Annotated in this window: 17 protein-coding genes; 8 read left to right on the top strand and 9 right to left on the bottom strand. The window is 69.7% G+C overall.

The features are described from left to right. Nucleotides 1-32: 32 nt before the first annotated feature. The 6 genes from R4I43_RS27680 to R4I43_RS27655 all read right to left on the bottom strand — a co-directional run bounded on the left by R4I43_RS27680 (nt 33) and on the right by R4I43_RS27655 (nt 7,712). Nucleotides 33-167: a hypothetical protein gene (locus R4I43_RS27680; RefSeq protein WP_324268620.1), complete on the bottom strand. Its 135-nt coding sequence runs from the start codon at nt 165-167 to the stop codon at nt 33-35. A gap of 231 nt (nt 168-398) precedes the next feature. Then, entirely contained in the window at nt 399-2,213 is a 1,815-nt protein-coding gene (locus tag R4I43_RS27675) for a phosphoenolpyruvate carboxykinase (GTP) (protein ID WP_324268619.1), read from the bottom strand. A gap of 434 nt (nt 2,214-2,647) precedes the next feature. Continuing rightward, nucleotides 2,648-3,400, bottom strand: coding sequence for a DUF6802 family protein (locus tag R4I43_RS27670; RefSeq protein WP_324268618.1), 753 nt, complete (start codon nt 3,398-3,400; stop codon nt 2,648-2,650). 219 nt (nt 3,401-3,619) lie between these two features. After that, nucleotides 3,620-5,476 (bottom strand): dynamin family protein, encoded by a 1,857-nt coding sequence (locus tag R4I43_RS27665; protein ID WP_324268617.1) that lies wholly within the window; start codon nt 5,474-5,476, stop codon nt 3,620-3,622. A 251-nt stretch (nt 5,477-5,727) separates the two neighbouring features. Next, entirely contained in the window at nt 5,728-6,192 is a 465-nt protein-coding gene (grpE, locus tag R4I43_RS27660) for a nucleotide exchange factor GrpE (RefSeq protein WP_324268638.1), read from the bottom strand. Beyond that, the gene (locus R4I43_RS27655; RefSeq protein ID WP_324268616.1) at nt 6,192-7,712 is read right to left on the bottom strand and encodes a dynamin family protein; all 1,521 of its coding nucleotides are present in this window, start codon (nt 7,710-7,712) and stop codon (nt 6,192-6,194) included. The genes grpE and R4I43_RS27655 overlap by 1 nt, the downstream gene beginning before the upstream one ends. A gap of 141 nt (nt 7,713-7,853) precedes the next feature. Here R4I43_RS27655 and R4I43_RS27650 point away from each other — a divergent pair, with 141 nt between their 5' ends. The 3 genes from R4I43_RS27650 to R4I43_RS27640 all read left to right on the top strand — a co-directional run bounded on the left by R4I43_RS27650 (nt 7,854) and on the right by R4I43_RS27640 (nt 10,445). Further along, nucleotides 7,854-8,651, top strand: a complete 798-nt coding sequence (locus tag R4I43_RS27650) for an HAD family hydrolase (RefSeq protein WP_324268615.1) — start codon at nt 7,854-7,856, stop codon at nt 8,649-8,651. Nucleotides 8,652-8,778: 127 nt separating this feature from the next. Continuing rightward, nucleotides 8,779-9,723: an ABC transporter ATP-binding protein gene (locus R4I43_RS27645; RefSeq protein ID WP_324268614.1), complete on the top strand. Its 945-nt coding sequence runs from the start codon at nt 8,779-8,781 to the stop codon at nt 9,721-9,723. Then, complete coding sequence (locus tag R4I43_RS27640) at nt 9,720-10,445, top strand: hypothetical protein (RefSeq protein ID WP_324268613.1); 726 nt, start codon at nt 9,720-9,722, stop codon at nt 10,443-10,445. The genes R4I43_RS27645 and R4I43_RS27640 overlap by 4 nt, the downstream gene beginning before the upstream one ends. Nucleotides 10,446-11,057: 612 nt before the next feature. Here the strand turns inward: R4I43_RS27640 and R4I43_RS27635 are convergent. Continuing rightward, nucleotides 11,058-11,525 carry a universal stress protein gene (locus R4I43_RS27635; RefSeq protein ID WP_324268612.1) on the bottom strand — a complete coding sequence of 156 codons (468 nt, stop codon included), beginning with the start codon at nt 11,523-11,525 and terminating at the stop codon, nt 11,058-11,060. Nucleotides 11,526-11,756: 231 nt separating this feature from the next. On the opposite strand from R4I43_RS27635, the gene R4I43_RS27630 reads away from it, so the two are divergent. The 4 genes from R4I43_RS27630 (at nt 11,757) to R4I43_RS27615 (ending at nt 16,439) form a co-directional block, all read left to right on the top strand. Next, nucleotides 11,757-12,332: a hypothetical protein gene (locus R4I43_RS27630; RefSeq protein WP_324268611.1), complete on the top strand. Its 576-nt coding sequence runs from the start codon at nt 11,757-11,759 to the stop codon at nt 12,330-12,332. A gap of 253 nt (nt 12,333-12,585) precedes the next feature. Further along, nucleotides 12,586-13,230: a tRNA (guanosine(46)-N7)-methyltransferase TrmB gene (trmB, locus tag R4I43_RS27625; RefSeq protein ID WP_324268637.1), complete on the top strand. Its 645-nt coding sequence runs from the start codon at nt 12,586-12,588 to the stop codon at nt 13,228-13,230. Nucleotides 13,231-13,469: 239 nt separating this feature from the next. After that, nucleotides 13,470-14,675 (top strand): nitric oxide synthase oxygenase, encoded by a 1,206-nt coding sequence (locus tag R4I43_RS27620; RefSeq protein WP_324268610.1) that lies wholly within the window; start codon nt 13,470-13,472, stop codon nt 14,673-14,675. A gap of 432 nt (nt 14,676-15,107) precedes the next feature. Continuing rightward, complete coding sequence (locus tag R4I43_RS27615; protein ID WP_324268609.1) at nt 15,108-16,439, top strand: amidohydrolase family protein; 1,332 nt, start codon at nt 15,108-15,110, stop codon at nt 16,437-16,439. Between the two features lie 49 nt (nt 16,440-16,488). On the opposite strand, the gene R4I43_RS27610 is transcribed toward R4I43_RS27615, so the two are convergent. Continuing rightward, nucleotides 16,489-17,181: an SDR family oxidoreductase gene (locus R4I43_RS27610; protein WP_324268608.1), complete on the bottom strand. Its 693-nt coding sequence runs from the start codon at nt 17,179-17,181 to the stop codon at nt 16,489-16,491. Nucleotides 17,182-17,312: 131 nt separating this feature from the next. Between R4I43_RS27610 and R4I43_RS27605 the strand changes: the two genes are divergently transcribed. Beyond that, nucleotides 17,313-18,608, top strand: coding sequence for an MFS transporter (locus tag R4I43_RS27605; RefSeq protein WP_324268636.1), 1,296 nt, complete (start codon nt 17,313-17,315; stop codon nt 18,606-18,608). 305 nt (nt 18,609-18,913) lie between these two features. On the opposite strand, the gene R4I43_RS27600 is transcribed toward R4I43_RS27605, so the two are convergent. Continuing rightward, the gene (locus R4I43_RS27600) at nt 18,914-20,974 is read right to left on the bottom strand and encodes a PhoX family protein (RefSeq protein WP_324268607.1); all 2,061 of its coding nucleotides are present in this window, start codon (nt 20,972-20,974) and stop codon (nt 18,914-18,916) included. Nucleotides 20,975-21,064 lie beyond the last annotated feature (90 nt).

Here is a 21,064-nt window from a genome sequence, read left to right as displayed (position 1 = left end):
CGGGCGGATCTCGCGCCGCCCGGCCGCGCCGGTCATCGTCGGACCACTGCTCGCTCGTCGTCGTGGGACTTCAGCTCGTCCGTCGTGCCGTCTCCGTCGTGCCGCAGCGAGACGAACACCGCTGCCGCGCCAACCAGGAACAGCACCAGCAATGCCAGGCCGGCCATGAGACACCCCCTCGTCCGATGGGCCCGCCGCGCTGTCGCGGATGTCCATGAGACGCGCGGGGCGTCCGCTCGGTTGCTGCGCGTCCCCGGACTTCCCGGGGAAATCGAAAGCGGCGCCTCCCCTCGGTGAGGGGAGACGCCGCTTCGGGTACGCGCACGATTGACGTCCGCGTCAGACGGGTGAGGTTCCGGAGCTTCCCACGACGATCCGGTCGCTCACCCGCCCAGGTTTCAGCCCAGGCGCTGCTTGAGGGCTTCGAGCTCGTCGCGCATCGAGGTGGGCAGGGCGTCACCGATGGTGTCGAACCACTCCTCGATCAGCGGCAGCTCTTCCTTCCACTCGTTGACGTCGACCTTCAGCGCGGTCTCGACGTCCTCGATCGGGGTGTCCAGGCCGGAGACGTCGATCTGGTCGGCGGAGGGGACGCGGCCGATCGGGGTGTCCTCGGCGGCGGCGTTGCCCTCGATCCGCTCGATGATCCACTTGAGCACGCGCGAGTTCTCGCCGAAGCCCGGCCACACGATCTTCTTGCCGGACCCGTCGCGGCGGAACCAGTTCACGTAGAAGATCTTCGGCAGCTTGGAGGCGTCGGCCTCCTTGCCCATGTTCACCCAGTGCTGGAAGTAGTCGCCGACGTTGTAGCCGATGAACGGCAGCATGGCCATCGGGTCGCGGCGGACCTCGCCGACCTTGCCGGCCGCGGCAGCGGTCTTCTCCGAGGACAGGGTGGCGCCCATGAACACGCCGTGCTGCCAGTCGAAGGACTCGTTGACCAGCGGGATCGTGGTCTTGCGGCGGCCGCCGAACAGGATCGCCGAGATCGGCACGCCGTTCGGGTCGTCCCACTCGGGAGCCAGGATCGGGCACTGCGACATCGGCGTGCAGTAGCGGGAGTTCGGGTGCGCGGCCTTGACGTCCGACTCCGGCGTCCAGTCGTTGCCCTTCCAGTCGGTCAGGTGTGAGGGCTCGCCCTCCATCTCCTCCCACCAGACGTCGCCGTCGTCGGTCAGCGCGACGTTGGTGAACAGCGAGTTGCCCTTCTCGATGGTGCGCATCGCGTTCGGGTTGGTCTTCCAGTTGGTGCCCGGGGCGACGCCGAAGAAACCGGCCTCCGGGTTCACCGCGTAGAGGCGACCGTCCTCGCCGAACTTCATCCAGGCGATGTCGTCGCCCAGGGTCTCGACCTTCCAGCCCGGGATGGTCGGCTCCAGCATCGCCAGGTTGGTCTTGCCGCAGGCCGACGGGAACGCGGCGGCTACGTAGTGGACCTTGTTCTCGGGCGAGATCAGCTTGAGGATCAGCATGTGCTCGGCGAGCCAGCCCTCGTCGCGCGCCATCGCCGAGGCGATGCGCAGCGAGTAGCACTTCTTGCCCAGCAGCGCGTTGCCGCCGTAGCCGGAGCCGTAGCTCCAGATCAGCCGCTCCTCCGGGAAGTGGGTGATGTACTTGGTGTCGTTGCACGGCCACGGCACGTCCTGCTGGCCGGGCTCGAGCGGCGCACCCACCGAGTGCAGCGCGGGGACGAAGTCGGCGTCGGTGCCCAGGCGCTCCAGGACCTTCGCGCCCATCCGGGTCATGATGTGCATCGACACCACGACGTACTCGGAGTCGGTGATCTCCACGCCCAGGCGCGGCGGGTCGGCGTCCAGCGGGCCCATGCAGAACGGGATGACGTACATCGTGCGACCACGCATGCAGCCCCGGTAGAGCTCCGTCATGGTGGCCTTCATCTTGGCCGGTTCCATCCAGTTGTTGGTGACCCCGGCGTCCTTCTCGTCGACCGAGCAGATGTAGGTCCGCTCCTCGACGCGCGCCACGTCAGAGGGGTCCGACGCCGCGTAGAACGAGTTCGGCTTCTTGTCGAGACGCTTGAAGGTCCCGGCCTCGACGAGCCGGTCCGTCATCCGCGTCCATTCGTCCTGCGAACCGTCACACCACACCACCCGATCGGGTGTGGTCAGCTCCGCGACCTCACGCACCCACGACAACAGGCGCTCGTGCTTGGTCGGGGCCTGGTCGAGACCGGGGATGGTCAGAGCGGTCATCGCGACGTGTCTCCTGACTGGGCGCCACAGCCCGGATTGGTCGCCGACGGGCTCACCCGCCGACGTTTGCAGGGAAAGCTTCGCCCGGCCCGGAGAGCCGGGCGAAGTGGAAAAGGGATGCACCGAGGCTAACGGGGATAACGGCGCGCATTGAAGATCGGGGTTGTCGCTTCTCTCACAGGAACGATAAGGGAATCGATTCAGTTCGCATTTCTTTTCCACCCCTCCCGGAAATCTCGTCGCGGGGTGTGCCTGGGGTGCCAGATTTTCCGGCGAAGCGGACATGAGCGCGAACGTCCGGTGAACCGCGGATAGCGGCCGAATGGCGGTTGCCGGTCGCAGAGCAAGAAGATGAAAAACCGCCCGATGGCTTGAGAATCTGGCCACGGGCGGGTGGTGGAATCACATTCCGTCGAGAATTTCGCGACCCGGTGTCACACCCAGGAGTCGTCCTTCGCGGAGTCCGCCGGCTCGCCCGTGCAGATGTCCGCCGGACCCGGCTCGGGGGCCGGGGGCTTGGGCTGGAGCTCCGGCTCGTCGAAGGTCCAGGTCGCGTCGTCGGTCGCGGAGGCCGCCTCGTTCCGCGCGTACTGACCGTTGTCGCCGATCTGCCCCTGCTCCACGACGGTCCACTGCCCGTCACCCGTGTGGTGCGAGATGGTGACGCCGCCGGCCTGGGTGATCTCGACGACCTGGTCCGCGGAACCGTCCCCGTCCACGTCGGTGACCAGCACGGTGTTGCCGTTCTCGGACTGCACGACCGCGGTGTCGGCGACCCCGTCGGAGTTGCTGTCCTCGGTCGCCGGCCCGACCTGCACATCGCCCTGCGGGGTGTCGATGACCATCTGCTTGGGGTCGTCCGGGTGGTCTTCGGCGGTGCCGCCGGGGTGCTGCTGCGGGGTCTCGGCCGTCCACTCGCCGGAGTCGGCGTGGAACCGCGCCTGGTCGAGGACCTGCCCGTCGCGGGTGATCGTCTGCATCAGGTCGGCCTGGCCGTCGGCGTTCTCGTCGATGTAGGCGACGAAGCCGTCGTCGGTCATCACCGCGACCGTCTCGTCCAAGCCGTCGCCGTCGAGGTCGTAGTTGGCCTCGGCGGTGTACTCCTCGCCGTCGACGGTGACCTTGATGTCCCCGTCCCCAGCGCCGGTCTCCTCGATGTACACGTCGGCACCCTCCGCCGCCTTCACCTGCAACCCTTTGGACGCAGCGTAGAGGCCGGAGGTTCCCACCCGGAACCACCCGTCGTCGGGGAACCGGAATTCGGCGGGAATCAGAACCAGGATTTCCGCCCACGGTGGAGGTGGGCCTCGGCGGCGGGGCAGTTCCGGTGGAAACCGCCCATGAACGGAGTCCGTTTTTGCCCGGACGGTTTTCACTGGAACTGCCCCGCTCCCGGAGGCGCGTCCTCAGGAGGTGGTGTCGCGGAGGTTGCGGATGCCGGAGAGGAGGTGTTCCGCGCGTTCGCGGCCGGAGGTGGCCTCGGTGAGGCGGCGGTCGACGGTCTGGAGGCGGCGGCTGCGCTCGGCGGCGTCCATCTTCAGGGCCTTGTCCACGTCGCGGAGCTCGCCGTCGATCGCCTCGATCCGCCTGGTCAGCGCGTCGTCGAGGGCGAGCGAGAGCTGCTGCTCGGCCTCGATGAGCTGCTCGGCGACGAGCTGGTCCAGCGCGGAGCGGGCATCGGCGATGGCGTCGGTGAGCCACTGCTTGAGGTGCTGCTTGTCGGCGGCGTGCTTGCGGGTGCGCGCCATCCACCAGCCCGCGCCCAGCCCGAGCACGATCGTCACCGGCAGCACCACCGGGTTCAGCGCCGCCACGCCCAGCCCGGCCAGCGGCATCGCCGCTGCGCGACCGACCCCGAGCCCGCCGGAGACGCCCATGAACACCAGCAGCTTGTCCTCGGCGGTGGGCGGTCGCTTGTCCGGTGGGCGCAGCACGATCGGTGCCTGCACGCCGCGCGCGAACTGCGAGCGGATCACGTCCAGCTCCTCGGCGGAGAACAGGTCGTTGAGCGCCTGCTCGGCCACGGCCGCGAGCCGCGACGAGAGCATGGTGGCGATCCGCGTCGATGCCATCTGCAGCGCGATGTCGACCTGCCGCGGCAGCTCGTTGATCTCCTTGCGGTCGGCGCCGTCGATGGACCGGCGGAACCAGTTCTGCACCTCGCGGACCTGCCGCGACACCTCGTGACTGGTCTCCACCCGGGTGCGCTGGATCTCGCCGCGCAGCTTGACCTGCCAGCCGCGGGTCGACGACCGGCGGCTGGTGCTGAGCTCGTCGCGGCGGGCGCGCAGCGACTCGGCCTCGTCCTCGCCGACGGTCAGCGCCCGCTTCTCGGCCTCCAGCTTCGCGGTCAGCTCGCCCAGCACCGTCGACAGCGCGCGCATCGTGTTGGCCTCGCCGAGCATCGCCGAGCGGCCCGCGATCAGCCGTTGCAGCTCCTCGCGCAGCTCGACCACGCCGGACTTCTCGCGCAGCAGGTCGGCGTTGGCGGAGTTCGGGGTCTGCGCGGCGCGCAGGTGCATGCGGGCCGAGACCGGGAAGATCGGGACCTCGGCGAACCGGGGCGCGTGCTCGGCCAGCAGCGTGCGGTTCTCGGCCAGCACCTGCCGCCAGCCCCGGTGCTGATCGGTCTTGGCCAGCGCGAACACCACGGTCTCCACGCGCTCGCCGACCTGCTGGAGGAACTCCAGCTCGCCGCGGGTGAACGGGGAGGAGGCGTCGACGACGAACAGCAGCGCGGTCGCCGAGGCGGCGGCCTCCCGGGCCAGCTCGCCGTGCAGCTCTTCGAGCCCGCCGACGCCGGGGGTGTCGACCACGGTCAGCTCGGCCAGCGGGTCCAGCGGCGCGGTGACGCGCACGTAGCGCGGCGGCAGCTGCCCCTCGGGCAGTTCGCGGCCGGCGCTGGCCCAGTTCGGCAGTTCGTCGAGGTCGAAGGCGACCGGGTCCTGCTGACCGGGGTAGCAGGCGCGCGCCGCCCACTGCTCGCCGTGCTCGAACTGCAGGTAGGTGGCGGTGGCGACGTCGGCGTCCACCGGGGACAGCCCGGGATGCTCCAACAGCGCGTTGACCAGGGAGCTCTTGCCGCGGTTGGTCTCGCCGACGACGACTGCGCTGGGCGTGCTGGGGCGACCGCGGCGCACCTGCTCGACCCATTCCAACGCCGCCGGGTCGGCTTCCCGCAGGAACCCGAGCAGCTTGTCCCGGGTCTGCTTGACCTGCTGCGGAAGCGCAGCGGCGACCGCAACACCAGGCGCAGTCGTCATGCCGTCCTCTCCGTAGGTCCCACGAGAAGGTACCCGTTTCTGCAGGAGCCTTGTAGGGCGTGCAAGCGGCGTAGCCGCGAGGCGTGGGAACCGCCATCGCAGCTGGCACCGCTGCGGGTTCTCAGACGTCGCCTGGTGAGGACGCCGCGACGCCGTGTATTGGCATACATCAGGAGTGGCGCCCGGAGCCAGGCGGCGTCTGAGGTTCCGCTACCCGCACCGCCGAGCAAGATGACCACAGATCGCAGAAGTCACCTGCGCAGTTGGTAGACCGTGACTACCGGTGCTCTGAGGACCCGGTCGTGGTCGGCGAAGCCGAGGAGTTCGGTTTCGGCGATGAGGCCGTCGAGGGCGGGGTCGTCGGTGGGCAGGGTGCCGCCGGCTTCGTGGAAGGCCGGGTCGAAGCGCTGGCCGTCGGGGCGCAGCGGGGAGACGCCGATGCTGGTGAGGCCTTCGGCGAGGCGCTCGGCCACCCCTGCGCTGCGGGCGCGGTCCACGGCGTACACGCACAGCTGGATCAGCGCGGCGCGGTCGGTGAGCGCCTGTTCGAGCGGGTCGGTGACGGTTTCGCTGGTCACGGCGGTCATGTCGGTCCCCTGATCGGCGTCAGCGTCGGAGGCCTGGTCACCGGCCTCGTTCAGAACAGACGAACCCGATAAGTGCTCGGTTCCGCTTTCGGGTGACTTCTTCGACCGCCTCCAGCTCCGCACGGTGATCACCTGGTTCGCAGCTGCTGCCAGATCAGGAAGTAGGCCCGGTGCACCACGTGCGCGACCCGGCTCTGCGCGGGCGTGGCGCCGAACGAGGAGAAGGACCGCCACCAGTTGGCGCGCTCCAGCGCGAGCTCGGTCAGCTCGGCCTGCGGCAGCCCGGGACCGCCCAGCTGCTCGCCCGGATCGGTGCTGCCCCCGACCCGCATGACCTCGTCGGCCAGGTCCGGCGGCATCTCCACCGACCCGGCCGCGACCAGCGTCAACGCTTCCAGCACCCGCAGCTGGTGGGCTTCGGGCCTGGCCAGCAGGCCCTCGATCGCGTCGTGCACCTTCGCCCGCTCGTCGCGATCGCCGGAGGAGTGCGCCAGGGCGGTGATCGACGCCAGCGCCGCGGCGGCCTTGATCCCGTCCGCGCGCACCCGGAACACCGAGTCGAGCCTGCTCAGCACCGTCGCCAGCCCGGAGGAGTCGCGGACGCGCCGCCGCAGATCACCGGCGGTGATGTCGGGTTCGGAGTCCAGCACCTCCAGCGCGCAGCGCACGCCGTGCAGGTCCATCCGCTCCAGCAGGTGGGTGCGGGTGCCCGCCGGGACGTCGCACTCCCAGCTGGTGAACAGGTCCGCCGACAGCAGCAGGGTCTCCCGCGTCGACTCGTCGAGCTCGGCCAGCGACCGCAGCGCCTCGGCGTCGGCCGCGGTGAAGCCGCCGGTCTCGGCGGTCTCGGCGAGCAGCCCGATCACCGGCAGCACGTCGGCGACCTTGGGTTTGAGCAGCTCGGACTGCTTGGCGGCGAGGATCTCGGCGGCCTTCCACACGTCGTCGTCGGCGCCCTCGACGGTGTCGGCCTCGATCATGTCGGCCTTGTTGAGGACCGCGATCGCGTTCACCGGTCCCGCCTCGCGGCTGGCGGTGGCGGCGGTGAAGGCGGCCAGCGCCTGCTCGTCGTCGGCCCGTACGCCCTGGGTGACCACGTAGAGCACGGCTTCCGCGCCGATCACGGCGTCCCGGGAGACCGGGTCGAGCTGCTGGGTGCCCACCGCCTGCTCGGTGCGCGCGACCGAGGCGGTGTCCAGCGATCCCAGGCCCGGGGTGTCGATGACCGTGAGGTCGCGCAGCACCGCGTTGGTCAGGTAGGCCTCCAGGTGGGAGACCTCGTCGAAGTCCACGCCCAGGTCGGCGGGGATGCCGCCGCCGGGGTCGAACGGGACGGCCTGCTTGCGGCCGTCGTGGAAGACGACCTCGACCCGGTCCACCGTGCCGTACTGGAAGCGGGTCACCAGGCGCGTGCACTCGCCGACGTCGGTGGGCGCGACCCTCCGGCCGATCAGCGCGTTGACCAGCGTGGACTTGCCGGATTTGATCCGCCCGGCCACGGCGACCTGCAGCGGGGCGCCGAGCCTGCGCAGCACGTCGGCGAACCCCTCGGCGGTGCGCTCGGACACCTGCGGTTGCAGCTCCGCGCACAACCGGGCCACAGCGGCCGACAACGGGCCTGCCCAGTGCTGCTCGGGTGCCGTGTTCAAGGTGCCCTTCCGACGGAGTCAGACATTCCGGACTTCCCGGTGGTCCGCCCGCCCCATCCTGCCACGGAGCCCCGCCGCTCCGGGTCAAGTCCACAGAGGACTGTTCGCTCCCCGTTCGCCCGGCGCGGCTAGCCTGCGTGGGTGAGCGTTGACTTCAAGCCCGAACTCGTCGCCCTGGACATCGACGGAACCCTGCTCGACCCGGACACCGACACCATCTCCGAGGCGGTCAAGGCCGCCGTCCGGCGCGCGGTGGACTCCGGCGCCCAGCTCGTGGTGGCCACCGGGCGCACCTTTCTCGGAACCCTTCCCGTGCTGGACGAACTGGCCCTGACCAGCGGATTCGCCCTGTGCTCCAACGGTGCGGTGCTGGTGGACGTGTCCCGCCGCGAACCCGTCTCGGTCGCCTCCTTCGACGCGACCCCGGTGCTGCGGCTCCTCCAGGAGCAGCTGCCCGGCTGCATCTTCGCCGCTGAGGACGTCGGCGTCGGCAACCTCGTCTCCGCGCCGTTCGACCCCGAGAAGCTGCACGGGCCGCAGCGGCTCACCCCCGTCGAGGAGCTGACCGCCGAACCCGTGCCCCGGCTGATCGCCGAGTGGACCGAGCACGACCCGGCCGAGCTCGCCGAGACGCTCGCCGACACCCGGCTGCCGAACTGCGCCATCACCGTCGACACCTACGAGCCCTGGGTCACCGTCGTCCCCGAAGGCCTGTCGAAGGGGGCGGCGCTGGAGAAGCTGCGCACCGAACTCGGCATCACCCCGGATCGCACTTTCGCCGCAGGCGACGGCACCAACGACTTCGAGATGCTGAGCTGGGCGGCTCGAGGCGTCGCGATGGGGCAAGCCCCGCTCGACCTGCAGGCCACCGCCGACGCCACCATCGGCACCGTCGCCGAGGACGGCCTGGCCGTCGAGCTCGACCGCCTCTTCAGCTGAAAGATCCACAGTGGACTGGCGAGAGGAGGGCCGGGGTGGCGCTCCGGGAGAACCCTGAGGTGCGTCATCCTCGGGGCCGGTTCACTACTACCGGCACAGCTCCGCGTCCCAGCAACAGGAGTGATCAATGATCGAGGCGAGAGGCCTCACCAAGCGCTACGGCCAGAAGGTGGCGGTGGACGACCTGTCCTTCACCGTCAAACCCGGTCACGTCACCGGATTCCTCGGCCCCAACGGCGCGGGCAAGTCCACCACGATGCGGATGATGCTCGGACTCGACAACCCCACCTCCGGTGAAGTCCGCATCAACGGCAAGCGCTACGACGAGCTCAAGAACCCGCTGCGCACCGTCGGAGCGCTGCTCGACGCCAAATGGGTCCACCCCAACCGATCCGCCCGCGCCCACCTGCGGTGGATGGCGCGCTCCAACGGCATCGGGATGCAGCGCGTCGACGAAGTCCTCGAGCAGGTCGGCCTCACCGACGTCGCCCGGCGCAACGCCGGCGGCTTCTCGCTCGGCATGTCCCAGCGCCTCGGCATCGCCACCGCGCTGCTCGGCGACCCCGAAGTGCTGCTGTTCGACGAACCCGTCAACGGCCTCGACCCCGAAGGCATCCACTGGATCCGCCGGTTCATGCAGGGCCTGGCCGCCGAAGGCCGCACCGTCTTCGTCTCCAGCCACCTGCTGTCCGAAATGGCGCTCACCGCAGAAGAACTCGTCGTCATCGGGCGCGGCAAGCTCATCGCGCAGTGCAGCACCGCCGAATTCGTCGACAACGCCGGCAGCAGCTCCGTCCTCGTGCGCTCCCCCGAAGCGCCGCAGCTGCAGCGACTCCTCACCGACCACCAGGTCACCATCCGCACCGCGGCCGAAGACCGGCTCGTCGTCGACGGCGCCACCACCGAGCAGATCGGCGAAATCGCCGCGCAGCACCGCATCGTCCTGCACGAGCTCACCGCGCAGCGCGGCTCGCTGGAAGACGCCTTCATGCAGATGACCAGCGACGCCGTCGAGTACCAGACCGCGCTCGGCGAAGCGACCGAGCTGACCGCCCAGGGGGTGGCCCGATGACCCTGCTCGCCGTCGAGCGGATGAAGCTCTTCTCCACCCGCTCCCCCTGGTGGTGCATGTTCCTCGCGCTCGCCCTGCCCATCGGCTTCACCGCGCTCATCGCCGGCTACTCCGACGGGATCTCGCTGCGCACCACCCAGTTCGGCTACCAGTTCGGGCTCATGGTGACGCTCGTGCTCGCCGCGCTCGCGATCACCACCGAATACCGCTTCGGCACCATCCGCGCGACCTTCCAGGCCGTGCCCAACCGGACCGCCGTGCTGCTGGCCAAGACCACCGTCGTCGCGGTCCTCGCGCTGATCATCGGCGAGATCGGCGCCTTCGGCTCGTGGGGCATCTCCACCGCGCTGCAACCCAGCTCGGACCTCGCGATCACCACCGCCGAGCAGTGGCGCCAGATCGCCGGTGTCGGACCGGTCTTCGCGTTCTCCGCGATCCTCGCCGTCGGCGTCGGCATGCTCCTGCGGCAAACCGCGGGCGCCGTCACCGTGCTGCTGCTGTGGTCCCTGCTGGTGGAGAACCTCATCGCGCTCGTGCCCGAAATCGGTCCCGACGCCCAGCGGTGGATGCCCTTCGTGATGGCCGACCACTTCCTCTCCGGCGGTGGACCCATGTCCGTCGACATGCCCCTCGGCCCCTGGGGCGCGCTCGCCTACTTCGGAGCCGTCACGGTGGGTGTCTGGGTGATCGGACTCGTCGTGACCCACCGGCGCGATGCCTGACCAGCGGGTTTGATCATGAAGCCGAAAGTGCTTGATCAAATCGGGAATCCCCAGCTGGGCCCGGGATAGCAAAACGTTACCGAGCCCGGCCGAGAGCCTGATCACGCCGACCGATAGGATCGGCCGCAAGATCGAGCGGACGCCAACGGCTCCGGCGATCGCACCGGGTCACATAGGACACGGTGAGTCAGCGGAGGATCACCCGGTGATCCGAGAACGCTGAAGCACAACCAAAGACGACCGACTGCAGTAGCGCTCGGGGGCGCCGGCGGTCGGGACGGGGGAGGGCCCGGGCTGTCATTCGGGGGATGGCCCGGGCCCTGTGCTTTCTCTTGGTTTTCTCTGATGCTCGGTGCGGTTGGGCGAGAGCCTGTTCCGGTTGGGTTGTGGGTTCCGTCCACTAACAAGACTCCGTGGTCACCCTGCTCAGCGGTGCCAGAAGCGGAACCTGAGCGGCGCTGTGGACTCCGCGCGCCGAGACTTATGTATGCCAATACACGGCGTCACGGCGTGCTCGCCACAGCGCCGCTCAGAACCCGCGGCGGTGCCGGTTGCTGGGGTGGGGTGAAGGGGAAGCGACTTCGTCGCTTGCCTGACGGTGTGCGGTTCGTTCTAGACCGAGGGTCTTACGACCAGCACTGGGCAGGCTGCGTGTCTCACGCATTGTTCCGCGACCGCGCCGAGCATGAGGCCTGCGAAGCCTCCTCTGCCCCGGTGGCCCACCACCAGCAGGTCCGCTCCTCGGGAGGCCGAGAGCAGGGCTTGGGGGGACGGGGAGTGGACCGCGTGGATCTCCGTGGCGACCTTCGGAGGATCGCCCAGCTTGTCGGCCACCAGCTTCGCCGTCTCCCGCTCGACCTCCTGCTGGAAGGCGTCCATGCTCGGGACCGCGTTGGGCGGGCAGTCCGCCGGGCGAGGAGCGGTGCGCATGCTCCAGGCGCGGACCACGTGCAGAACCGCGTTGCGGCGCTCCGCCTCCTCGGCCGCGACCAGCAGGGCTCGCAGCGACGAGGCCGAGGCGTCCACACCCACGACCACGCCGCCGTTGATCTCCACGCGTTGGAACGTCTGATCCGGCACGCCTCTACTCCAACCGCCACGACCCGCCCTGTCGAGCCGACTTCCGCTAGGTCAACCGAACGAGTCTGGTGTGTGATTGCCGTCACATTTTACACGGTTGTCTCATTCGTCAGCTTGCATGTGGTAAGGCATAAGTAGAGGTGTCCCGCAACCAGCGTCGCTTGGGGGCATGCGCTGGCCGTGGGCGAGTAGTTCGGCTCGCGTCTTTCTCCACACAGAGGAGTGGACGACATGCTGTCTTCACAAGAGCGTGCACTGATCGAAATACCCCGCAGCGGAGCCGTTCGCGCCAAGCAGGGCGGCAACGACGTCCAACTGGAACCGGTTCCCCGTCTCGAGTGGTCGCTGGCGACCGAGGCCCACCCGCCTGCCACCGAACCCGCGACACCCGCATCGCTTCGCCGCAGCTGGATCCACACCGCCTCCGAGCGCCAGGTCCTGGAGCTCTTCCGCAAGCTCAACGGCGCCAAGCGCCGGCTGCCCGCGCCCTGGTGGCTGCGCGCGCTGGACCGCGGGAACATCGGCTCGCGCGCCGAGGCGTTCGAGATCGAGGACGAGGTCCACGCGATCCTCTCGTCCCGCCCCGGCTGGGTCTTCGTGCCCTGGGTCGGCACCAGCGAGGCCGGGTACTGGGAGTACGCGCCCTCCGACCGCGGCTCGGTGCGGATGCCCACCACCGTCGTCCTGACCGACGAGCACGACGGCTGGCTCAACGCGGTCCCCGCCTACGGCGACGAGGAATCCCTCCCAGTCCCGACCAGCACGACGAAGCTGCTCTCCCTGCTCCCACAGATCGAGTCCTGGTGACCCGGAACATCCGTGGTCGTTCTGCTTGGCGGTGCGGGTAGCAGAACCCGCGGTGGTGCAGGTTGCGAGGGTGGGCTTCACGCCTCGCGGCTACGCCGCTTGCGCAGGGCCTGACGACGGAGCGTCGAGTGCGACTCCAACGCGGTGGCCGGGGCGAGCTGGTGGTTTGCGATAATTCTTCCTCGTGAATTCCTCTGACCAGCAGGTTCCGTTCCGCCGCACCGTCGTCAGCTACGTCCAGCGGGGCGAGCGGATGACCGTCGGGCAGCAGCGGGCCTGGGATCGCCACTGGGCCGAGCTCGGCTCCGAAGTCACCGCGCTGCCCGAGGGGCCCTTGGACGTCCAGTCCTGGTTCGGCCGCTCCGCGCCGGTGGTGCTGGAGATCGGTTCCGGCATGGGCGAGACGACCGCCCAGCTGGTCGCCGCGCAGCCCGACGTCAACTACCTGGCGGTCGAGGTCTACAAGCCCGGTCTCGCCCAGCTGATGCTGCGCGCCGAGAAGCTGGAGGTCACCAACCTCCGGCTGCTGCGCGGCGACGCCATCGTGCTGCTGCGCGAGCACGTCGAGCCGGGATCGCTGGACGAGGTGCGGATCTACTTCCCGGACCCGTGGCCGAAGAAGCGCCACCACAAGCGCCGCCTGGTCCAGCCCGAGTCCGTCGCGCTGATCGCCTCGCGGCTGCGTCCCGGCGGTGTGCTGCACCTGGCCACCGACTGGGAGAACTACGCCGAGCAGATGCGCGAGGTCTGCGAGGGCGAACCGCAGCTGCGCAACCGCTTCGCCGACGAGCCCGGCGGCTGGGCCCCGCGCCCCGACTGGCGTCCGGTCACCAAGTTCGAGAACCGCGCCCACGACGAAGGCCGCGAGATCCACGACCTCATCTACGAACGCGCCTGAAGCCGTCCCCGGGGCGAGAACCGCGGTTCGCGCCCCGGAGTTCTCGCCCCGGGCGCGGCTTGGTGGGGGCTTGAGGGACGCAGTTGTTCACTCGAATGGTCGATCAAGGGTTCCGGCGGACGTGTCGAAACTAGTTACATCGCGTCATTGACCACCTGTTCGTGGTGGTTCAAGATCACCGAAAAGTGATCGCCCGAAGACTGCCCAGTCAGCGGTTCCGCAGACTACGTTCTCGCAGCGTGACGGCTATTCGCGAGGAACTCATCCCGAGCCAGACGAGCCCGTCGGAAACAGCCGCCGAGGACTTCCTGCGCTCCTTCCACTCCGCTCACCCCGAAGCCGGGTCCCTGCGCGAGCGGCTCGCCGAAGTGCGGCGCAGCATCGCCGAGACCGGGACCTACCGGCACACCACCGCCGAACTCACCTACGGCGCCCGCGTGGCGCTGCGCGACAGCGGCTGGTGCACCAGCGGTCTGCCCTGGCGCCGCCTCAAGGTGCGCGACCTGCGCGGGCTCCGCAACGCCTCGGCCATCGCCAGCGAGTGCTTCGAGCACCTGCGGCTGGCCACCAACGCCGGTCGCATCCAGCCGCTGGTCACCGTCTTCGCCCCGGACTCACCCGAGGCGAGCGGTCCGCGGATCTGGAACGAGCAGGTCGTCCGCTACGCCGGCTACTCGCTGGCCGACGGCGGCGTGCTCGGCGACGCCCGCTACCAGGGCTTCACCGCGCAAGCGCAGCGCCTGGGCTGGAAACCGCCCGCGCAGCGCAGTCGTTTCGACCACCTGCCGCTGGTCGTGGAGACCGAGCACGAGGGCGTCAAGCTCGTGCCCGTGCCGCGCGACGTCGTGCAGGAAGTGCCGCTGGAGCACCCCGAACACCGGTGGTTCGGCGAACTCGGGCTGCGCTGGCACAGCGTCCCGCTGATCAGCAACATGCAGCTGGACATCGGCGGCATCCGCTACCCGGCGGCGCCGTTCAACACCTGGTTCGTCGGCACCGAGATCGGCACCCGCGGCCTGGCCGACGACAACGCCTACGGCCTGACCAGGCAAGTCGCCGAACGCCTCGGCATGGACACCGCCACCGAACGCAGCCTGTGGCGGGACCGGGCGGTGGTCGAGATCAACCGCGCCGTGCTGCACTCCTTCGACGCCGCCCGCATCACCATCACCGATCACCACAGCGAGGCGCTGCACCGGCTCGAATGGCTGCGCTCCGGGCCGCGGCCCAGCCGCTCCACGCCCGCGTTCACGGTGAGCAAGAGCGCGGCCCGCCGAGCCAGAAGCGGAGCGGACGATCCACCAGAGCCGGAGCAGCGGGTAACCGCCCGCCAGGAGCAGGTACCGGCGCAGGCCCCGGCTCCAGAAGAGCGAAATCGGCCCCGCTACGACGTTCTGTCCCGGATGAGCCGCCGGTGTCTGGGCACGGACCTGCCCCAGGACTGAAGCGGCGCCCACGCCGCTTGCGGTTCCTGCCGCCGTAGTTCTCCAGCAGGTCCGGCAGCACGGAGCTCAGCGCCATCAGCAGCAGCGCGATCATCGCCATGGCGGTCGCGATCGCGGTCATCGTCGTCTCGAACATGGTGAACCTCCCCGACTCGGTTCGTCATGCCCAGCGTGGCTGCTGCAGGGGCCTGCGCGGATCGGCCAGCTGGGGATGTTTTCCCTGATCATTCGGTCGGCCCATCGGGGTCCTGCCCCTAGGGGCGGGGCCTCGGTGCGGCCTGCTCCCAGAGTCGGGCACCGGGCCGGAGACCGGTATCGGCCCGCCGGCCAGGAATCGAGCCGCGCAGATCAGCCGATCGGCCAGCGCAGGTCGGCCTTTCGGCCAACCGCAGGAGCGGCCGGAGGCGAATCGCGGTGCGGCACAATGCGGTCATGCCGACCGCACTCCGCCTGCACGCACCGATGGCACTGCCCTGCGACCCGACCTGCTCGGTCATCCGGGACGCGGTGGCCGACGTCGACGACACCGGCCGCATCACCTACTGCGGGCCCCGCCAGGACGCACCGGAACGGCCCAACGACGTCACCGTCCGCGAATGCGGCGGAATCCTGCTGCCCGGCCTCATCAACGCGCACGCCCACAGCCCGATGACCCTGCTGCGCGGCATGGGCGCCGACCTGCCGCTGCTGCGCTGGCTCAACGAGGTGATCTTCCCGGCCGAGGCAAGGTTGCGCCCGTCCGACGTGCGCGCGGGCATGGAGCTGGGCTGCGTGGAGATGCTGCGCGCGGGCATCACCACCAGCGCCGAGATGTACTTCATCGCCGAGTCGATGGTCGAGGCGGCGCTGGCGGTCGGGTCCCGCGCGGTGCTGGCCTCCGCCGTCATCGACACCCCCGCGCTGGAGGCGCTGGGCGGCTGGCGGGGCGCGGTCGAGGGCATCGACCGCTGGATCGACGCCGACGGCCTGCGCTTCGGCCCCGGCGAGCGCATCGAGCTGGCCTACGGGCCGCACTCGGCCTACCTGCTGCCGCCGGAAGCCCTGCAGACCATCGGCGAATCGGCCCAGCAGCGCGGCGCCCTGGTGCACACCCACGTCGCCGAGACCCTCGCCGAGGACACCGCCCAGCGCGAGGAGTACGGCTCGGTGCCGGCCCTGCTGGACAAGCTCGGCGTGCTCGAAGGCCGCGTCATCGCAGCGCACGGCGTGCACCTCAGCGACGAGGACATCGCGCTGTTCGCGCGGCGCGGCGTCGGCGTGGCGCACTGCCCGGGATCCAACGCCAAGCTCGCCTCCGGCACCGCGCGGCTGGTCGAACTGCTGGGCGCGGGAGTTCCGGTGGGTCTGGGAACCGACGGCCCGTCCAGCAACGACGACCTCGACCTGTGGGAGGAGGTGCAGCTCGCGGGCCTGTTCGCGCGCACGGTGACCGGCGATGCGACGGCGCTGAGCGCGCGGGCGGCGCTGCTGGCCGCGACCCGCGGCGGGGCGGCGGCGCTGCACCGCGACGACATCGGTGCGCTGGAACCGGGGCGGTGGGCCGACATCGTCCACCTCGACGTCGACAACCCCGCGTTCGCAACGGGTCTGGACGCGCCCGACGAGCAGGTGCTGTCCAACGTCGTGTGGGCGGCGGGTTCGCGCAGCGTGCGGGACGTGTGGGTGGCGGGCGAGGAGGTCCTCAACGACCGCGAACCCACCCGCGTCGACCGCCGCACGGTCCAGGCCGCCGCCCGCACTGCCGCCCAGCACATCCGCGGCTGAACACGACGGAGCCCCGGACCAGCGCAGGTCCGGGGCTCAAAGTGGGAGATCAGGCCGCTGCGGGGCGAACGATGATCTCGGTGAGGTGCGAGTCGGGGGTGGCGTTGACGGCCGAGATGATCGGCTTGGCCACCGACTCGGGACGCAGGTAGCGGTCCGCCTCGAAGGGGCCGCCTTCCTGCTCGCGGACGGAGCGCTGCATGTCGGTCGCCGTCCGGCCGGGGAACACCGAGGTCACGCGCACGTGGTTGGCGGATTCCTCGGCGCGCAGCACGTCGGCGAAGGCGCGCAGCGCGAACTTGCTGGCCGCGTAGGCGCCCCAGTTCGGCTTGGCGTTCAGGCCGGAACCGGAGTTGACCAGCACGACGTGGCCCTGGGACGCGCGCAGCTGCGGCAGCAGCAGGCGGGTGAGTTCGGTGACGGCGAAGAGGTTCACCTCGAAGGTGCGCCGCCAGGAATCGCCGGTGGCGTCGGCGATGTGACCGAGCTCGACGAGTCCGGCGCAGTGCACCAGGACGTCGATGCGGTCGATGTCGGCGGCGGCGTCGGCCAGTGCGGCGTGGTCGGTGAGTTCGACCGGCCACTGGCGGGCGTCGCCGGCGAGTTCGTCGATCAGTTTCTGCGTGGCGTCGGTGTCGCGGCCGCCCAACAACAGGTCATGAGTGTTGGACAGCTCACGCGCGACCGCGGCCCCGATGCCTCGTGAGGCGCCGGTGACCAGGGCAATCGGGCGTTCGGGCATGGCTGTAACGCTACAGGTGGCATATTTCACCCAGGTCACCGGCCGTCCCATCCTCCGGTCATCCCTTGACCTGGTGGGCGGGTGGCGCGTATGCCCATCCGGTGAGCAGCGTCAACGTCGCCTCTGCGGAGATGCAGAACCGGGTCTTGCGCAAGGTCGCGATCCGCCTGATGCCCTTCCTGTGCCTGCTGTACTTCGTCAACTACCTGGACCGCGTGAACATCGGTTTCGCCGGGCCGAACGGGATGAACGACGAACTGGGCATGACCGCAACGGTCTTCGGGTTCGCCTCCGGGATCTTCTTCCTCGGCTACCTGGTGCTGGAGGTGCCGAGCAACCTCGCCCTGCACCGCTTCGGCGCCCGCAAGTGGCTGGCCAGGATCATGATCAGCTGGGGGATCGTCGCGACCGTGATGGCCTTCGTGCCCAACGCGACGACCCTGGTGGTGCTGCGGTTCCTGCTGGGCGTCGCCGAGGCCGGTTTCTTCCCGGGCATCATCCTGTACCTGACGTACTGGTTCCCGGCCGTGCAGCGGGCCAAGGCCGTGGCGCTGTTCATGGCCGCGGTCCCGGTCTCCAGCGCCATCGGCGCGACCGTCTCCAGCGCGCTGATCACCAGCGGGCACGGCGTGTTCGGCCTGTCCGGCTGGCGGTTCATGTTCCTGGTCGAGGGCGTGCCCGCGATGCTGCTGGCGGTGGTCACCTGGTTCTACCTGACCGACCGGCCGGAGAAGGCCAAGTGGCTCGAGCCCGCGGAGCGGGAGTGGTTGTCCGGGCAGCTCGAGGCCGAGCGCGCCGAGACCGAGTCCGCGCACGCGTGGCCGCTGTGCAAAGCCCTCACGCACCCGCGGATCCTGGCGCTGGCGTTCGTCTACTTCGGCATCGCCTACGGCCTGTACGCGCTGGGCTTCTTCCTGCCGACGATCGTCAAGGGCTTCGAGAAGCAGTACGGCACCGATCTGTCCACGATGGAATCCGGGCTGGTCACGGCGGTTCCGTACGTGATTGGCGCGGTGGCGATGGTGTTCTGGGCCGCGCACGGCGACCGCACCCGCGAGCGGGTCTGGCACGTGGCGTTGCCGATGCTGCTCGGCGGCGCGTCCATCCCGGTCGCGCTCTACCTGGGCAACCCGTTCATGGCGATGGTCGCGGTGACGGTCTGCGCGGTCGGCGTCTGCGCCGCCCTGCCCACGTTCTGGGCGCTGCCCAGCAACTTCCTGGCCGGCGCCGCAGCGGCGGGCGGCATCGCCCTGATCAACTCGCTGGGCAACATCAGCGGCTTCGCGGCTCCCTACATCACCGGCGCCCTGGCCGACGTCACCGGATCCCAGCGCACCGGGCTCTGGATCGTCGGCATCGTCATGATCGCCGCCGCCATCACGGTCATCGCCCTCCGCGCAGCCCCCAAGGAGAACGCGAAGTCCTGACCGGCACCCACCCGGCCCGGCTCAGCACACCCCGAATACCGCCGTAATCCGTCACCCGAATACGGCGGTAATCCGTCTCCCGATTACGGCGGCAATCCGTCTCCTGTGCGGCGGTGATCCGTGACCCTGATTACCGCCGTTTTCGGGGTCCTGATTACGGCGGTAATCCGGTGAGGGTTGTGGCGGTGGTCCGGAGATGGGTTACCGCTGGTGTCGGTTTGGTCGGGCGGGGGTTCGTCGGGGCCGGGAACGCAACGAGGGCCCCCGGCCGTTCCGGCCGGAGACCCCCGCGCTCGCAAGGTGGATCAGCTGCGGCCGATCTCACCGCCGTCTTCACGCCAGATCGCCACGACCGACGGACGCGGCTGCGAGGTGCCGCCGTCCGGCCAGTGCGACGCCGGGCTGTCCGCGCTGGCACCGTCAACCTCGCCCGGGTGCTGCACCGAGACGGTCACCAGCTTGTCGCGCACCACGGGGCCGCAGGTCTCGGCACCGTTGGGCACGGTCAGGAACTGCTTGACGAAACCGCGCTCGGGCCCCTCGACCGGAACCGCGAACAGGCCGTCGTTGGAGTCCAGGGCGTTGCCGTCGGTGGAGATCCACAGGTTGCCGTGGCGGTCGAAGGCCACGTTGTCCGGGCACGAGATCGGGCTGACCTTGGTCTTGTCGAACCCGCCGAAGTAGGTGCCCGGGTCGTTCGGGTCGCCGCACACCAGCAGCAGGTTCCAGCCGAAGCGGGTCCCGGTGGTGTCGTCGTCGACCTCCAGCACGTGACCGTGCTTGTTGCCGATGCGCGGGTTGGCCTCGTCCGGTGCCGCGTTGCCGTCGCTGCCGCGGTTGCTGTTGTTGGTCAGCGCGCAGTAGACCTTGCCGTTGACCGGGTTGGGCTGGATGTCCTCGGGCCGGTCCATCTTGGTGGCGCCGACCGCGTCGGCGGCCAGGCGGGTGAAGACGTAGACCTCCTCGGCGGTGAAGCCGGGGACGAACGACTCCTTGCCGCTGGCCAGCGGGATCCACTCGCCGATGCCGTCGAACTTGCCGTCGGAGGGCAGCTTCCCGGTGCCGTCGATCTCGCCCGCCGGGCTGTTGCCGGTGAACTTCGCGACGTAGAGCGTGCCGTCGTCGAGCAGGGTCATGTTGTGCCGGCGGGCCAGCGCGCTGGTCCCCGACTTGACCTTGCCGTTGGAGACGAACTTGTAGATGTAGTCGAAGCGCTCGTCGTCACCGCTGTAGGCCACGACGCGGCCGTCGTCGGCGATCTTGACCGCGGCGCCCTCGTGCTTGAAGCGGCCGAGCGCGGTGTGCTTGACCGGCGTCGAGGACGGGTCGTGCGGATCGATCTCGACGATCCAGCCGAACCGGTTGACCTCGTTGGGCTCCTGCGCGATGTCCCAGCGCTTGTCGAAGCGCTCCCACTTGCGGGTGCTGGCCAGGCCCTTGAGGCCGTAGCGGCCGAGGCGCTCCTTGGCGACCGGGTCGGTGACCGCGTCGGCGTTGGCGAAGTACTGGTTGAAGTTCTCCTCGCCGGACAGGATCGTGCCCCACGGGGTGAGGCTGCCGGCGCAGTTGTTCTGGGTGCCGAAGGCGGTCGTGCCGGTGGGGTCGACCGAGGTCTTCAGCAGGTCGCTGCCTGTGGCGGGTCCGCGCAGCTCGAACGGGGTGCTGAGGGTGATGCGCCGGTTGTAGCGGCTCGGCGCGGGCTTGAGGCTGCCGTCGTCCTGGCGCTTGACCATCACCACCGACAGGCCGTGCGCGGCCCAGGCGATCTTGGCCTGCTCCTCGGTGGGGTTGTTCTCGTCGTAGCCGAGGAACATGTGCTCCTCGGTGGTGTACTCGTGGTTGCACACCAGGAGGCTCTCGGCGCCGGTGCGGTCGAGCGCGATGAGTTCGGCGAAGTCGTTGTTGTAGCCGAACTGCTTCTCCTGCGCGGCGGCGCTCTGGTTGGCGAAGTCGAACTCGGGCGCGTCTTCGACGACCGGGTCACCCCAGCGGATCACGACGCCCTGCTGGTAGCCGTCGGCGACGACCACGGCGTCCTGGGTGTTCGGCGCGACGGGCGCGAAGTCGGTGCCGGGCACGGCGCCTCGCGCCGGTCCGGGCTGCGGCGCGGCGGCCGCGGTGCCGCTGCTGAGCGCGGCGGCGCCACCCACGGTCAGGGCGAGGGCGCCGGTGGCCTTGAGCGCGCCACGACGGCTGAGGACGGCCTCGACGATGTCACCGAAGTAGGCGTTGCCGGAGGTGTTCGGCGCCTCGTGCTGGCAGGCGTTGCCGCAGCGGTACTTGCAGGTGATCGAGGAACGACTCGCGCTGTGGTGGGATGCGAGAGGGAGCGGGATGACCCGCCCGCTGTCCGGTCGGGAAGACAAGCGGACCTCCAGGGATTTCGTCGGAACACCCGAACGTTAGTCAGATCGGGCGATGTTCCCGGTACGTCCGGGTGAACAAGAACCGAACAA

It is taken from the genome of Saccharopolyspora mangrovi, from assembly GCF_035320975.1.
Classification (GTDB): Bacteria; Actinomycetota; Actinomycetes; order Mycobacteriales; family Pseudonocardiaceae; genus Saccharopolyspora; species Saccharopolyspora mangrovi.
Note: the sequence above shows the minus strand (reverse complement) of the source record. Positions and strands in the feature narration are given on the sequence as shown.